This window comes from Pseudomonas sp. 14P5.3.2 (genome assembly GCF_057799175.1).
The window spans coordinates 52,483-68,350 of record NZ_JBYOKU010000020.1 but is presented as its reverse complement, the minus strand read 5'-3'; the positions used below and the strand labels follow the sequence as shown (position 1 = coordinate 68,350).

Annotated in this window: 9 protein-coding genes and 2 pseudogenes; 4 read left to right on the top strand and 7 right to left on the bottom strand. The window is 61.3% G+C overall.

Annotated elements, in window-relative coordinates:
• Positions 1-76: 76 nt before the first annotated feature.
• The 3 genes from AC27VU_RS17435 to putP form a co-directional block, all read right to left on the bottom strand.
• Entirely contained in the window at positions 77-781 is a 705-nt protein-coding gene (locus AC27VU_RS17435) for a DUF4123 domain-containing protein (RefSeq protein ID WP_488724549.1), read from the bottom strand.
• Positions 771-2,786, bottom strand: coding sequence for a type VI secretion system Vgr family protein (locus tag AC27VU_RS17430; protein ID WP_488724535.1), 2,016 nt, complete (start codon positions 2,784-2,786; stop codon positions 771-773). The genes AC27VU_RS17435 and AC27VU_RS17430 overlap by 11 nt, the downstream gene beginning before the upstream one ends.
• A 353-nt stretch (positions 2,787-3,139) precedes the next feature.
• Positions 3,140-4,624: a sodium/proline symporter PutP gene (putP, locus tag AC27VU_RS17425; RefSeq protein WP_258678044.1), complete on the bottom strand. Its 1,485-nt coding sequence runs from the start codon at positions 4,622-4,624 to the stop codon at positions 3,140-3,142.
• Between the two features lie 456 nt (positions 4,625-5,080).
• Here putP and putA point away from each other — a divergent pair, with 456 nt between their 5' ends.
• Together putA and AC27VU_RS17415 are read left to right on the top strand one after the other, a co-directional pair.
• Positions 5,081-9,034: a trifunctional transcriptional regulator/proline dehydrogenase/L-glutamate gamma-semialdehyde dehydrogenase gene (putA, locus tag AC27VU_RS17420; RefSeq protein WP_488724534.1), complete on the top strand. Its 3,954-nt coding sequence runs from the start codon at positions 5,081-5,083 to the stop codon at positions 9,032-9,034.
• A gap of 260 nt (positions 9,035-9,294) precedes the next feature.
• Positions 9,295-11,097 carry an acyl-CoA dehydrogenase gene (locus tag AC27VU_RS17415; protein ID WP_488724533.1) on the top strand — a complete coding sequence of 601 codons (1,803 nt, stop codon included), beginning with the start codon at positions 9,295-9,297 and terminating at the stop codon, positions 11,095-11,097.
• A gap of 142 nt (positions 11,098-11,239) precedes the next feature.
• Here AC27VU_RS17415 and AC27VU_RS17410 read toward each other — a convergent pair whose 3' ends face one another.
• The 4 genes and pseudogenes from AC27VU_RS17410 to AC27VU_RS17395 form a co-directional block, all read right to left on the bottom strand.
• Complete coding sequence (locus tag AC27VU_RS17410; protein WP_420066382.1) at positions 11,240-11,971, bottom strand: methyl-accepting chemotaxis protein; 732 nt, start codon at positions 11,969-11,971, stop codon at positions 11,240-11,242.
• Positions 11,972-12,106: 135 nt separating this feature from the next.
• Positions 12,107-13,132: pseudogene (locus tag AC27VU_RS17405) on the bottom strand (cache domain-containing protein); the annotation flags it as partial.
• 144 nt (positions 13,133-13,276) lie between these two features.
• Positions 13,277-13,579, bottom strand: coding sequence for a cell division protein ZapA (locus AC27VU_RS17400; RefSeq protein ID WP_003220971.1), 303 nt, complete (start codon positions 13,577-13,579; stop codon positions 13,277-13,279).
• Positions 13,576-13,806 carry a hypothetical protein gene (locus tag AC27VU_RS17395; RefSeq protein WP_003220969.1) on the bottom strand — a complete coding sequence of 77 codons (231 nt, stop codon included), beginning with the start codon at positions 13,804-13,806 and terminating at the stop codon, positions 13,576-13,578. Before AC27VU_RS17395 ends, AC27VU_RS17400 begins: the two co-directional genes overlap by 4 nt.
• A 248-nt stretch (positions 13,807-14,054) precedes the next feature.
• On the opposite strand from AC27VU_RS17395, the pseudogene AC27VU_RS17390 reads away from it, so the two are divergent.
• A pseudogene (locus AC27VU_RS17390) lies at positions 14,055-14,807 on the top strand (MCP four helix bundle domain-containing protein); the annotation flags it as partial.
• Between the two features lie 30 nt (positions 14,808-14,837).
• Positions 14,838-15,710: a methyl-accepting chemotaxis protein gene (locus AC27VU_RS17385; RefSeq protein WP_371917813.1), complete on the top strand. Its 873-nt coding sequence runs from the start codon at positions 14,838-14,840 to the stop codon at positions 15,708-15,710.
• Positions 15,711-15,868: the final 158 nt, after the last annotated feature.

Below are 15,868 nucleotides of genomic sequence, written 5' to 3'. Positions count from 1 at the left end.
CTGCTACCCAACGCCCACCAGTTCATGAAATCCGCCGCAACTCGCGGGAAATTTCCGAAGCCTTCGCCCAGAAATTTCACTCTGCTTCGTCTTGCAAATACGCCAATAACGCCGATTGCGACGATTCTTCCGACGCTGAAACCTGAAAAAACTGCCGAACCTTGCAGCGCAACACAGCCTCGGGAAACGCCTCATGCAGCGCCGGATGCTCCTCGCTCAGCCACTGCAGCGCATTGCCGATCCGTACTGCATTCCCTGCTGAAGCCAGTACAGACTCAGGCACCTTCCACCAGGGAAACACCCGCCCCGAAACCTGCGCCCTGCCCCCGATATCCACGGCCTGTCCATTGATCAAGCCGCGCGAGATCACCGGTATCAACTGCGCAGATTGCACTTCGTCGGACTGCAGGATCGGCAACAAAAACCGCCCATCCCAGAAGCGAAAAAACACCGCTTTGCCGTCCGGCATCAGCACCTGAGTCAGGCTGCAAAAATGCTCGACCAGCACTTCCAGGCTCGCGGAAGAAACCGCCAGCCACCCCCAGTCGCGAGACTCGGTAGAGGCTACCCAATCGAGAAACTCACTGTCCGCCGCGACAATTCCCACGAAGGGCATCACCGTATCCCACTCGGCATAAATCGTGTCCGCCCAGATCGGGTTGGGTCCGACCAACGGAGGCCTGGCGTCGCTGGCGTTACTCAAGACCGCGAACAGTTGTTCCGAAGATTTCAGCGGTTCACGCGCCAGCCACGCTGAAGGCGTGAGGCACTCAGGCAGCACAGACACCGTCCTTGCAGCGTTCGCACTCTTCGCAGAATGGCGCATCACCTTTGAAGCTCATGATTTGTGCGGCGGTGAGCATGGCCGCCGGTGCCGCTGCAAGTTTTGCCGGCAGCCCCGGCACACTCGGTGCCGCGCTCATCGCGGCCATCGGCGCGCCACCGACCTGGATGGGTACGCTACTGAAAATCCCGCCGGGGCCGATGCTGATCCACTGCCCGCCCGCCTGAATCGTCGCGCTCGCGCCGCCGTCGATCACCACTTGCTGGCCGGCGCTGAGGTGGACTTGTCCGCTGGCACTGGTGGCCTGATTGCTCACGCGAATATGCCGGTCGCCGACCACCGTCAGGTGATCATCCTGTTTCACTTCGGTCTGGCGCTGACCGTGGGTAATGCGCTGCTCGTCAGCCTTGAGTTCATGGCTGGCAAGTCCGGTGACGACGATGCTGCGCTGGTTGTCGACCTGAACCTGTTGGTCGTGCAGTACATGCTGAGTCCAGTTGCGCTGGGCGCGCAGGTAGATTTCTTCGGCGCCCTTTTTGTCCTCGATGCGCAGCTCGTTGTAACCGCCGCCACCGGGGCTGCTCTGGCTGCGGAAGATGCTGCGGGTCTGGTCGGCGGGCAAGTCCAGCGGCAGCGGAGTTGCCGCGTTTGGCAGGCAACCCATCACCAACGGTTTGTCGGCATCAGCGTCGATGAAACCGACCAGCACTTCCATGCCGACCCTTGGGATCAGCACGCTGCCGTAATGGTCATGCGCCCAACCCGTGGCGACGCGCAGCCAGCAACTGGAATGCTCGTTGAGCTCGCCGTCACGATCCCAGGCCAGTTGCACCTTGACCCGGCCGTACTCGTCGCAGTGGATTTCCGTGTCTTGCGGCCCGGTGACCACGGCCGGTTGATAGCCGGGCATGCGCGGTTTTTCCGGCCCCAACGCCGGGCGAAAGAATACCTCCCACGGCGTGGCAAGAAAGGTATTACGGTAACCCTGGAATGTTTCCCCATCGCTGGTCACCGATTCCTCCAGCACTTGCGGCTGTCGGCCGTGGTGCTCGATGGCGGTGAGCAGCCACAGGTCATTCCAGTCCTGGCGCGGATGCTCGCTCAGTTGCAGGAAATGTCCGCAAACCAGTGCGAATACGTCGCTGATGCCCTCAGCCTGACGGTAGTCGGCGACATGCCTTTCCAGCGTACGTTGCGCCAGTTGCCTGCCGGTTTCTCGATCGTTGAATTGGCCGGGAAAGTGATAGTCCTCGAGCACCGGGCGCTGCTCACTGTCGCTGCGGCTTTGCAGTTGCAGTCGCGGCTTTTCGAAGTTGTAGTCGCGCCGGGTGACCACGCTGGTGCGAGTCTCCACCCGGACGTTGAAGCGCTTGATGGCCGGCGCCGCCGACGCCATGCCGCTGCCCGGCAAATACAGCGTCGGCTCGGCCAGGCGCGGGAACACCGTTTGATCGTCGCCGAACACCAACACGTGGCCTTCGGGACTGTGCTGAAAGTGGTAATGAATACCGACCTCGGCACACAGCCGCTGAATGAACGCCAGATCGCTCTCGGCGTACTGCACACAATATTCACGCACCGGGTAATCGCTGCCGAGGCGGAACTCGAAGGCATCGCGCAGGATTGCGTGATCCTTGAGGATCTGCGCGACGATCTGCGGAACCGTCTGATGCTGAAAAATCCGCTGGTTGATGCGGTGACCGAGGTAGGTCAGACGCGGCACCAGGCTCAGGTGATAGCGCGTCAGACGTTTCCCGGAATCGCCCTGCCCGACCCGATAAATCTGACCGTGAATACCACTGCCATCGGCATCGAAGCCAAGAAACGCCGGACAGTGCAGCAGGCTTTCGAGATCCAGATCGGGGCGCTCACTGACCAGCTCCAGCTCGAAACGAAAGGGTTGGCTGATGGCTTCCTTGCCCGTGAACTCAAGGACTTTGAGGTCATGCTGGGCGCCTTCGAGGGTCAACGTAAAACGCGGTTGATTGGCAGGCGCGAACATCCGATGTCTCTCTGCAGAATGAGGGCGGGCGATTCTGCATGAGGGGCAAGGGGTGTTGGTTGGGTGACGGGAAAATCAGATTTTCCCTACTTTTTCTGGCGAAAAAGCCTTCGCAAATCGGTGTATCCGACTACAGACAACCCTCTCAAAATCACCACCGAACAACTGTGGGAGCGGGCTTGCTCGCGAAAGGGCCGTGCCAGTCGACATTGATTTCATTTGACCCACCGCATTCGCGAGCAAGCCCGCTCCCACAGGGGATCTATGCTGAGTCAGGGATATTGCAGGCAAAAAAAACGGCCCGCCTCCTTGTAGGACGCGGGCCGTTTTCCTGTGAGCCGCAGCTCAGTGCATCACTTGTTCAGGTGGAAATCCTTTTCCGCGGCCTGGAAGCGCTGCACCATGCCAGCGGTCGGCGCGCCGAGCTTGCTGACGATGTAGATCGCCAGGCTGGCGAAGATGAAGCCCGGGATGATTTCGTACAGTCCCATCACCTCGAAATGCTTCCACACCACCACGGTGATGGCGCCGACCAGAATGCCGGCCAGCGCGCCGTTGCGGGTCATGTCTTTCCAGATCACCGAGATCAGCACCACTGGACCGAAAGCGGCACCGAAACCGGCCCAGGCGTAGGACACCAGGCCCAGCACGCGGTTTTCCGGGTTGGCGGCCATGGCGATAGCAATCAGCGCCACCAGCAACACCATCGCGCGGCCGACCCAGACCAGTTCAACCTGGGAAGCGGATTTGCGCAGGAAGGTTTTGTAGAAGTCTTCGGTGAGGGCGCTCGAGCACACCAGCAACTGGCAGCTCAAGGTGCTCATCACAGCCGCGAGAATCGCCGACAGCAAGACACCGGCCACCCACGGGTTGAAGAGGATTTTCGCCAGTTCGATGAACACCCGCTCGTGGTTCTCGGTCACGGGACCGGCCACTTCCGGGTGCGCCGAGAAGTAGGCGATGCCGAAGAAGCCCACGGCGACGGTGCCGCCCAGGCACAGGATCATCCAGGTCATGGAGATGCGACGGGCGTTGGCAATCGACTTCACCGAGTCAGCCGCCATGAAACGCGCAAGGATGTGCGGCTGACCGAAGTAACCCAGACCCCAGCCCATCAGCGAGATGATGCCGATGAAGGTGGTGCCCTTGAGCATGTCGAAGTTGCTTGGATCCTGGGCTTCGATGGCCAGGAACGTGGTATCGACGCCGCCGGTGGCCAGCAGCACGATGATCGGCGTCAGCAGCAGCGCGAAAATCATCAACGTGGCTTGTACGGTATCGGTCCAGCTCACCGCGAGGAAACCGCCGACGAAGGTGTAGGCAATCGTCGCCGCAGCACCGGCCCACAGCGCCGTCTCGTAGGACATGCCGAAGGTGCTTTCGAACAGACGGGCGCCGGCCACGATGCCGGAAGCGCAGTAAATGGTGAAGAACACCAGAATTACTACCGCCGAGATGATGCGCAGCAGGCCGCTCTTGTCTTCAAAACGGCTGGAGAAGTAGTCCGGCAGGGTCAGCGCATCGCCGTTGTGCTCGGTCTGCACGCGCAGACGGCCGGCGACAAACAGCCAGTTCAGGTAGGCGCCGACGATCAGGCCGATGGCGATCCAGCTTTCCGACAGACCGGACATGTAGATGGCACCCGGCAGGCCCATCAGCAACCAGCCGCTCATGTCGGAAGCACCGGCGGACAGAGCCGTCACGACGCTGCCCAGGCTGCGGCCGCCAAGAATGTAGTCAGAGAGGTTGTTGGTGGAGCGATAGGCCATGAAGCCGATCAGCACCATTGCTGCGATATAGATCACGAACGTGATCAGTGTTGGATTGCTTACGCTCATTAAGTTACGCCCTGGCTTTGTTTTTATGTTGCAGCGGTGATTGATCGTCCACAAACGACGACGTTTGGCAGACGAAACGGGATCCCGCGCATTTAGGACTGATGTTTCCCCAGGAAAGCCACCAGCCGATGCACCGGGTATTCCCGGTTGCACCTTGGGCGCGAATGCTATGCAACAAAGCAAAAAAGGTGCAACCAGTTTCTGGCAATTAAGTTGCACCCAGTCGGATATGCCGATAAATACGCGGTTTTTGCTCCCTTTTAGCGCAGTCCAGGCGCTTCGCTAGAAGCAAAAGCACCAAGCCAGAGCGGCACTTCAGTACCAGAAAATAATTCCTGACGAAGCGTTTATTTTTCCGACAAAAAAGGGTTGCACCCGGTTGCACCTCTTCCGGCGCACGGCTAATCTTGCCGCCAGCTGATGCCACGCAACTGTGGCAACCATGAGGATAAAAATATGGCTACCACCACCCTTGGGGTCAAACTCGATGACCCGACCCGCGAGCGCCTGAAGGCTGCCGCGACCTCGATTGATCGCACCCCGCACTGGCTGATCAAGCAGGCAATTTTCAATTACCTGGAAAAACTCGAGGGTGGTGCAACCCTGACCGAGCTGAACGGTTTGACCACCAAGGACGCCGACGACGCCGGTGAAGTCCAGAACGATCACGCCCACCAGTGCTTCCTCGAATTCGCTGAAAGCATCCTGCCGCAATCGGTACTGCGCGCTTCGATCACCGCCGCTTACCGTCGCCCGGAGCCGGAAGTGGTGCCGATGCTGATCGAGCAGGCGCGCCTGCCGGCACCGATGGCCGAAGCCACCAACAAACTCGCCGCGTCGATTGCGGAAAAACTGCGTAACCAGAAAAGTGCCGGCGGTCGTGCAGGCATTGTTCAGGGCCTGCTGCAGGAGTTTTCCCTGTCGTCCCAGGAAGGCGTGGCCCTGATGTGCCTGGCCGAAGCGCTGCTGCGCATCCCGGACAAGGGCACTCGCGATGCACTGATCCGCGACAAGATCAGCACCGGCAACTGGCAGCCGCACCTGGGCAACAGCCCGTCGTTGTTCGTCAACGCCGCGACCTGGGGTCTGCTGCTGACCGGCAAACTGGTATCGACCCACAACGAAGCCGGCCTGACTTCGTCGCTGAGCCGGATCATCGGCAAGAGCGGCGAGCCGATGATCCGCAAAGGCGTCGACATGGCCATGCGCCTGATGGGCGAGCAGTTCGTCACCGGCGAAACCATCGCCGAAGCACTGGCCAACGCGAGCAAGTTCGAAGCCAAGGGCTTCCGTTACTCCTATGACATGCTCGGTGAAGCGGCGCTGACCGAACACGACGCGCAGAAGTACCTGGCGTCGTACGAACAAGCCATCCACTCGATCGGCAAAGCCTCCCACGGTCGTGGGATTTATGAAGGCCCGGGCATTTCCATCAAGCTCTCGGCCCTGCACCCGCGTTACAGCCGTGCACAGTACGAGCGCGTGATGGATGAGCTGTACCCGCGCCTGCTGTCGCTGACCCTGCTCGCCAAGCAATACGACATCGGCCTGAACATCGACGCCGAAGAAGCCGACCGCCTGGAGCTGTCGCTGGATCTGCTCGAGCGCCTGTGCTTCGAGCCGCAACTGACCGGCTGGAACGGCATCGGTTTCGTGATTCAGGCTTATCAGAAGCGTTGCCCGTACGTGATCGACTACGTGATCGATCTGGCCCGCCGCAGCCGTCATCGTCTGATGATCCGTCTGGTAAAAGGCGCGTACTGGGACAGCGAAATCAAGCGCGCCCAGGTCGAAGGCCTGGAAGGCTATCCGGTCTACACCCGCAAGGTATACACCGACGTTTCCTACATTGCCTGCGCCCGCAAACTGTTGGCGGTGCCGGAAGTCATCTACCCGCAGTTCGCCACGCACAACGCCCACACCCTGTCGGCGATTTATCACATTGCCGGTCAGAACTATTACCCGGGCCAGTACGAATTCCAGTGCCTGCACGGCATGGGCGAACCGCTTTACGAGCAAGTTGTCGGCAAAGTGTCCGAAGGCAAGCTGAACCGTCCGTGCCGCGTGTACGCACCGGTCGGTACTCACGAAACCCTGCTGGCGTACCTGGTACGACGTCTGCTGGAAAACGGCGCCAACACTTCGTTCGTCAACCGCATCGCCGACCAGTCGATTTCGATTCAGGATCTGGTGGCCGATCCGGTGGCCCAGATCGAGCAGATGGCGACCGTGGAAGGTGGTTTCGGTCTGCCGCACCCACGCATTCCGCTGCCGCGTGACCTGTATGGCTCCGAGCGTGCCAACTCCAGCGGCATCGACATGGCCAACGAACATCGTCTGGCCTCGCTGTCCTGCGCCCTGCTCGCCACCGCGCACAACGACTGGAAAGCCGCGCCGATGCTCGGTTGCGCTTCCAGCAACGAAGCGCCGGCACCGGTGCTGAACCCGGCAGATCACCGCGATGTGGTCGGTCACGTGCAGGAAGCCACCGTCGAAGATGTCAACAACGCGATCCAGTGCGCCCTTAACGCCGCACCGATCTGGCAGGCCACCCCGCCGGCCGAGCGCGCGGCGATTCTGGAGCGTGCCGCTGACTTGATGGAAGGCGAGATCCAGCCACTGATGGGCCTGCTGGCCCGTGAAGCCGGCAAGACCTTCGCCAACGCCATCGCCGAAGTCCGCGAAGCGGTCGACTTCCTGCGTTACTACGCAGTGCAGGCGCGCAACGATTTCAGCAATGACGCCCACCGCCCATTGGGCCCGGTGGTGTGCATCAGCCCGTGGAACTTCCCGCTGGCCATCTTCAGTGGTCAGGTCGCTGCCGCACTGGCCGCCGGTAACCCGGTCCTGGCCAAACCGGCAGAGCAGACTCCGCTGGTCGCCGCGCAAGCCGTGCGCCTGCTGCTGGAAGCCGGGATTCCCGAAGGCGTGCTGCAACTGCTGCCGGGTCGCGGTGAAACCGTCGGTGCCGGTCTGGTCGGTGATGAGCGCGTCAAAGGCGTGATGTTCACCGGCTCCACCGAAGTTGCGCGCCTGCTGCAACGCAATATCGCGGGTCGCCTCGACAGCCAGGGCCGTCCGATTCCGCTGATCGCCGAAACCGGCGGGCAGAACGCGATGATCGTCGACTCCTCGGCACTGACCGAACAAGTGGTGATCGACGTGGTGTCCTCGGCTTTCGACAGCGCCGGTCAGCGTTGCTCGGCCCTGCGCGTACTGTGCCTGCAGGAAGATTCCGCCGACCGCGTCATCGAAATGCTCAAGGGCGCGATGGCTGAAAGCCGTCTCGGCAACCCTGAGCGTCTGTCCGTGGACATTGGCCCGGTGATCGACGCCGAAGCCAAGGCCGGTATCGACAAGCACATCCAGGCCATGCGCGATAAAGGTCGCAGCGTGTACCAGGTGGCTATCGCCGACAGCGAAGAAGTCAAACGCGGCACCTTCGTCATGCCGACCCTGATCGAACTGGAAAGCTTCGACGAGCTGCAACGCGAGATCTTCGGCCCGGTGCTGCACGTGGTGCGCTACAAGCGCAAGGACATCGACCAGTTGATCGGCCAGATCAATGCCTCCGGTTATGGCCTGACCCTCGGCGTGCACACCCGCATCGACGAGACCATCGCCAAGGTGATCGACAACGTCAACGCCGGTAACGTCTACGTCAACCGCAACATCGTCGGTGCCGTGGTCGGCGTGCAGCCATTCGGCGGCGAAGGCCTGTCTGGGACTGGCCCGAAAGCCGGTGGTCCGCTGTACCTGTACCGCTTGCTGTCGACCCGTCCTACTGACGCGATCGAACAATCCTTCGCTCGCGGTGATGCAGCCGTCGCCCCGGACGTGCGTCTGCGTGATGCCATGAGCAAACCGCTGAACGCCTTCAAGGCCTGGGCCGAGAGCAACCAGTACGCCGAACTGAGCACCCTGTGCGTGCAGTACGCCGCGCAATCGCAAAGCGGCATCACCCGCGTGCTGGCCGGCCCGACCGGCGAGAAGAACAGCTACGCGATCCTGCCGCGTGAACACGTGCTGTGCCTGGCGGACGTCGAAGGCGATCTGCTGACCCAACTGGCGGCGGTATTGGCTGTCGGCGGTTCGGCGGTATGGCCGGAGTCCGACATCAGCAAGGCCCTGTTCGCACGCCTGCCGAAGGAAGTTCAGGCGCGGATCAAACGGGTTGCCGACTGGCACAAGGATGAAGTGGTGTTTGATGCCGTGCTGCATCACGGCCATTCCGACCAGTTGCGTGGTGTCTGCCAGCAGATTGCCAAACGTGCCGGTGCGATCGTTGGCGTTCAGGGCTTGTCCCAGGGCGAGACCAACATCGCACTGGAGCGTCTGGTGATCGAGCGGGCGTTGAGCGTCAACACCGCGGCGGCGGGGGGTAATGCGAGCTTGATGACTATCGGTTAAACCCGAGAAGTCAGGCAACCGCGATGGTTGCCTGACAATCAAATCCCAATGTGGGAGCGGGCTTGCTCGCGAAGGCGTTGTGTCAGTCGACATCTCCAGTGACTGATCCACCGCATTCGCGAGCAAGCCCGCTCCCACAGTTGTTTTGGGGTGTTTGTTAAGTCGGTGCTCGGCCCTGACATCACCGCCATCAATCATCGTATTCAGCCTTTATCAGCAAGCCTAGACTCGGCCCAACCCCAATTTTCAGGTAGGCCGCCATGTCCGAGACGCTGCTCAGTTCCCGTAATCTGGCTTTCGAGCTGTACGAAGTCCTCGATGCCGAGGGCCTGACCCGGCGTGAGCGCTTCGCCGAACACAACCGCGAGACCTTTGACGCGGCCATCGGCACCGCGCGCAGCATTGCCGAGAAATACTTCGCGCCGCACAACCGCAAGGGCGACGAGAACGAGCCGCGCTACGAGAACGGTCAGGCGATTCTGATCCCGGAAGTGAAACCGGCGGTGGACGCGTTCCTCGAGGCGGGTTTCCTCAATGCCGCGCGAAGCTTCGAAGCCGGCGGCATGCAACTGCCGACGCTACTGTCGCAAGCCTGCTTTGCCCACTTTCAATCAGCGAACGCGGCGACCACTTCCTACCCGTTCCTGACCATGGGCGCGGCCAACCTGATCGAAAGTTTTGGCAGCGACGAGCAGAAACAGCGTTTCCTGCAACCGATGATCGACGGCCGCTTCTTCGGCACCATGGCCCTGACCGAACCGCACGCCGGCTCGTCGCTGTCGGATATTCGTACCCGCGCCGAGCCGGCATCCGACGGCACTTATCGGCTCAAGGGCAACAAGATCTTCATTTCCGGCGGCGATCACCCGCTGTCGGAAAACATCGTGCACATGGTGCTGGCCAAGCTGCCGGATGCGCCTGCGGGCGTTAAAGGCATTTCGCTGTTCATCGTGCCGAAGTTTCTGGTCAACGATGACGGCAGCCTCGGCCAGCGCAACGATGTGCTGCTGGCCGGGTTGTTCCACAAGATGGGCTGGCGCGGCACCACTTCCACCGCGCTGAACTTCGGCGATAACGGCGAGTGTGTCGGCTATCTGGTAGGCAAGCCGCACCATGGCTTGAGCTACATGTTCCAGATGATGAACGAGGCGCGGATTGGCGTCGGCATGGGTGCGGTGATGCTCGGCTACGCCGGTTACCTGTACTCGCTGGAATACGCCCGGGAACGCCCGCAGGGTCGGGTGCCGGACAGCAAGGATCCGAGCACCGCGCCGGTAGCGATCATTCAGCACGCGGACGTCAGACGCATGCTGCTGACGCAAAAATCCTACGTCGAAGGGGCCTTTGACCTCGGTCTGTACGCGGCGCGGCTGTTCGATGACACCACCACGCTGGAAACCGAAGCAGAGCGCAAACAGGCCCACGAGCTGCTGGACTTGCTGACGCCGATCGTCAAATCCTGGCCGTCGGAGTTCTGCCTGAAGGCCAACGAACTGGCGATCCAGATTCTCGGCGGTCACGGTTACACCCGCGAATACCCGGTGGAACAGTACTACCGCGACAACCGCCTGAACCCGATCCACGAAGGCACCCACGGCATTCAGTCGCTGGACTTGCTCGGGCGCAAACTGGCGCAGAACGGCGGCGCTGGGCTCAAGCAACTGATCCGCCTGATCGCCAACACTGCCGAGCGCGCGACCGCGTACGAATCGTTGACCGCACTGCGTGAGCCACTGGAGCAATTGGTGGCTCGCCTGCAAACAGTCACCATCGGCCTGCTGGCCGATCTGGCGCAGGGCAAGGTCAACAGCAGCCTGGCGAATTCGGCGCTGTACCTGAAAGTGTTCGGGCACACGGTGATTGGCTGGCGCTGGCTGGAGCAGGCGATTCGCGCGGAGGAAGGCTTGGCCAAGGGCAATGCGGCGGATGCCGACTTCTATAAGGGCAAGTTGCAGGCGGCGCGGTACTTCCTGACATGGGAAGTGCCGGGTTGTCAGCATGAGCTGGCGTTGCTGGAGGTGCGGGATGATACGTGTCTGGCGATGCAGGATGCGTGGTTCTGATCCGGATTTTTTGTCGCTGCTGATGCCGTCTTCGCGGGCAAGCCCGCTCCCACAGGGTCCTGTGGCGTTCACATATTAAGTGACCTGTCACAAGACCTGTGGGAGCGGGCTTGCCCGCGAAGAGGCCCGAACTGACAACACATCAGCTCAGCTTGAACCCACCCATCTGCCGCGCCAGATCATCCGCCAGCTTCTGCAACATCTGACAATCCTCGCGACACGCTCGAACCTCACCCGCCGTGGCCCGGGCCAGATCGGAAATCCCCTGCACATTGCGGTTGATCTCCTCGGTCACTGCCGACTGCTCTTCCGTGGCCGTGGCCACTTGATGGTTCATGTCGCTGATACGCTCGACCTGCCCGGTAATCGCGGTCAACGACGCGCCGGTACGCTGGCTCGACGCAACCCCGGTGCCGGTCGCCGCCTGCCCGGTGCGCATTGATGACACTGCGTTCTCCGCGCCTTGCTTGAGGCTGCCGATCATCTGCTGGATCTCGTCGGTGGACGCCTGCGTCCTGCGCGCCAAGGTGCGCACTTCATCCGCTACCACGGCGAACCCACGGCCCATGTCTCCAGCCCGCGCCGCTTCAATCGCCGCGTTGAGCGCCAGCAAGTTGGTCTGCTCGGACACCCCGCGAATCACCGCCAGCACCGAATCGATCGACGCCACCTGATGCGCCAGCTCACCCACCGCGCCCGCCGCCAGGCCGATCTCGTCGGACATGCTTTCGATATGGCGGATTGAGCCGCCGACCACTTCCCGCGCCTGCAGCGCTTCATCCCGCGCGGTTTGCGAGGCGAGCGCGGCGTTGCCGGCGTTCTGCGCGATTTCCTGCACGGTCAGGCCCATCTCATGCACGGCCGTGGCGACCATGTCGGTCATTTCTTGCTGTCGGCCGGAGCGTTCGGCGGTGTTCTCCACCACTTTCGCCACTTGGCCGACCGCGGTGCGCAGACGTTCGCTGGTGGTCAGCACTTCGCCGATCATCCCGCGCTGGCTGTCGAGAAAGCGGTTGAAGCCGCGCGCGAGATCACCCAGTTCATCGGCGCGGCTGGAATCTAACCGATGGGTCAAATCTCCACCGCCGCTACCGATTGCTACCAGCGCGGCTGTTACCTGACGAATCGGTCGCACCAGCCCTTGGGCCAGCCACACCACCAGCGCCAGGCACACCAGTGCCACCGCCAGACCGATGCCGCCGCTCATCCACATCGCCTTGCGGGCTGCGGCGTAGATCTGCGCCTGCGGCACTTCGGCCACCAGCGTCCAGCCCAGATCGCGCAGCGGCAGGCTGAAGGCGAGGAAGTCTTCGCCATCGCGCTGGAAGGAACTGTTAGCGGCGACTTTTTGACCCATGACCGCTTGCGCCGCCGACGCACCAATCTGCTCCGTGAGGGTGCGCTTGCCACTGAATTGCGCCTCGGGATGGACCTGGATCAAACCGTCGGAACGCACGAGATAGACCTTGCCGCGCTCGCCAAAGCTGAAGTTGTGGATCAGCTCCGACAGCTCTTTCATGCTCAGGCCCAGCCCCGCGACGCCGACCACTTTGCCGGCCTGCTCGACCTTCAAGTCGATGAACAGTGCCAATTCTCCGGTGGCGCCATCGTTGTCGATGTTCAGAGTGCGCGGCTGATTGCTGTCGAGGAAGGCATAGAACCAGGCATCGGCCGGTTTGGCCCGACTGAGGGTGCGATCCAGGCCTTTTTCGGTGATGTAGTGGTTGGAGTCGGTGCCGATGATCAACGCGGTGAAGGCTTTATGTTCGGCGCGGATGCCTTCCAGATACTGCGCGAAGGCCGCCGTTTTGCTGCTGTCTTCACCCGAGGCCAGCCAGTCGCGCACCATGCTGTTGCTGGCGATGTCTTTGGCGGCGGTCAGGGGCTGGACGAGGATGCGTTCGATGTCGTTGCGCGTCGCTTCGATGCTCGACGGCAGCGCTTGTTCGACCAGATAGCTCTGGGCGAGGCGGTTGACCACCAGGGTATAAATGCCAACCACGATCAGGATACTGACCAGCAGGGCGGTGCCCATGCTGAGAATCAGCTGCCATTGAATACTGCGTCGCCACAACTGCATGGAGCACCCCCAAAGAATAAGTGGCCGAAACAATGCAACAGCCGTGCCGATTGTATACAACCCGATCGACAATCTATTCTTTGGTTGTGCGCAACCCCATCAACCCTGATTGATGGTCTTGGCGATGGTTTCGACCGTGGCGCTGACTTGCTCTTGGTAACGGTCGAGTTCTTCCTGATGCTGCTTCTTCATTTCGATCTGCTGCGAGCACAGGTTCATCGCGGCCAGCACCAGCAAGCGGTCACCGATCAGCGTTGGGTATTTGCGTTTGGTGTCGGCCAGTGCAGCCTTGAGCATCAGTGCGGCATCCAGCAGGGTCTGTTCTTCCCCGGCCGGTGCCTTGATCGAATAGTCCTCCCCGAGAATGGAGATGACTTTTACCCCTGCGGTGCCGTGGTTCATGCGCTGACAGGACCTGCGTTGACGCGATCAACCAAGGCCTGGATGCGCGCTGCGGTGGCGCCGTGCTTCTCTTCCTGTTCCATCAGGCTCAGTTGCAGGCTTTCGTTTTCATCCTTGGCCTGGGCCAGTTCCGTGGACAGGGTCTGGTTGGTTTGCGTGAGGGTCTGGTTCTGTTGCACCAGGTCGCTGACGAGCTGTTCCAATTGGCTGAGGGATGCTTCCAACATTTTGATCTTCCAAGCGTTTTTCAAAGGGCGCGTACGATAAAGAAAAGTCACTGCGGATGCCAGGGTTATACCGGCGCAAGGCCTTGATTTTCCTGGTGGCCGACCGTTCTCGCGAGTTTAAAAGACTGTGATCTGCCGATCTGGTTCCTGCACTTCGTCGCTCAGCCCCATATGCGACAAATACGCACAGTGCCTCAAGACTTTAGTCGTATGACCGATAAGTCATCCATACAGCAGTCTCAGCCCGCATGGATGCGGCCCTTTTTGGTATCCGCGCCATGTCCCTTCGCAACATGAATATCGCCCCCCGGGCGTTTACCGGCTTCGCCCTGATCGGCGGCCTGATGCTGATTCTCGGCGTGTTCGCCCTGAACCAGATGAGCAAAATCCGCGGCGCCGCCGAGGACATCACCAACAGCAGTGTGCCGAGCATCAAGAACCTCGACGAGTTCACCCAACTGACCTTGCGCCTGCGAGTGCTGTCCTACCGCTTGCTGGTCAACCGCGAGCCGGACGTGCAACAGAAGACCATGGAACTGCTGGACACCCGCAACCAGCAGATCCGCGCCGCCCAATCGGCCTATGAACCGTTGATCAGCGGCCCGCAGGAACGCGCGGCCTACGATCAATATGTGCAGCTGCTGGGCCAGTACCGGCAGATCGAAGACCGGATGAAAACCCTGTCGCGCAACAATCAGGTGGATGAGCTGCGCAACCTGCTCAACACCGAGTTGCTGAACAACTCCGAAGCGATGAACACCGTGCTCAACCGCCTGATGCAGATCAACGGCGAGCAGATCAGCCAGACCAATCAAGAGGCGGTCGACCAGTATTCCTCGGCGTTCAATCTGGTGGTCACCCTGCTGGTCATCGCCACCGGTCTGACCTTCCTGTTCGCCTGGCTGCTGACCGTCAGCATCACCAAGCCGATCTCCAAAGCGCTGGACGCGGCGGAAACCATCGCCGAAGGCAACCTGACCCAGCCGATCCACGTCGACGGCACCGACGAAGCCGGACGTCTGTTGGCGGCCATGGCCAAGATGCAATCGAAGTTGCGCGACACCCTGCAGCGCATCTCCGGCTCGGCCACGCAACTGGCTTCCGCTGCCGAAGAGTTGAACAGCGTCACCGACGAAAGCGCCCGTGGCCTGACCCAGCAGAACAACGAAATCGAGCAGGCCGCCACCGCCGTCAACGAGATGACCAGCGCCGTGGAAGAAGTCGCGCGCAATGCGGTGAGCACTTCGGAAGCCTCGAAGAACGCCACCACCTCGGCCGGCGATGGCCGTGACCTGGTACAGGAAACCGTCAGCGCCATCGAACGCATGAGCGCCGACGTGCAGAGCACCGCGACCCTGATCGGCGATCTGGCGAATGAATCCCGCGACATCGGCAAGGTGCTGGACGTGATCCGTGGTCTGGCGGATCAGACCAACCTGCTGGCCCTGAACGCGGCGATTGAAGCGGCGCGTGCCGGTGAAGCCGGGCGTGGTTTTGCCGTGGTGGCGGACGAGGTTCGTGCCCTGGCGCATCGCACCCAGCAGTCGACCAGCGAAATCGAACGCATGATCGGCAGCATCCAGAGCGGCACCGAACACGCCGTGGACTCGATGCGCAACAGCACCGAGCGCGCCGAGTCGACGCTGAATATTGCCCGTGGTGCCGGGATGTCGCTGGACACCATCAACACCGCGATCGTCGAGATCAACGAGCGCAACCTGGTGATCGCCAGCGCCGCCGAAGAGCAGGCACAAGTGGCCCGCGAAGTGGATCGCAACCTGGTGAACATCCGCGACCTCTCGGTGCAATCGGCCACCGGCGCGAATCAGACCAGTGCGGCGAGCAACGAGCTGTCGCGCCTGGCGCTGGATCTGAACAACATGGTCGGGCGTTTCAGCCTGTAAATTTTCAGATCAAGGTCAAAAGCCCCTCACCCCAGCCCTCTCCCAGAGGGAGAGGGGGAAAGGGAGCACATTGGGGGCTTTGCAGATTTTGAGTTCGGCTCGATATTGCAGGTCGGTGTAACTTGAACAAACCCCGCGGTCGGTCCCCTCTCCCTCCG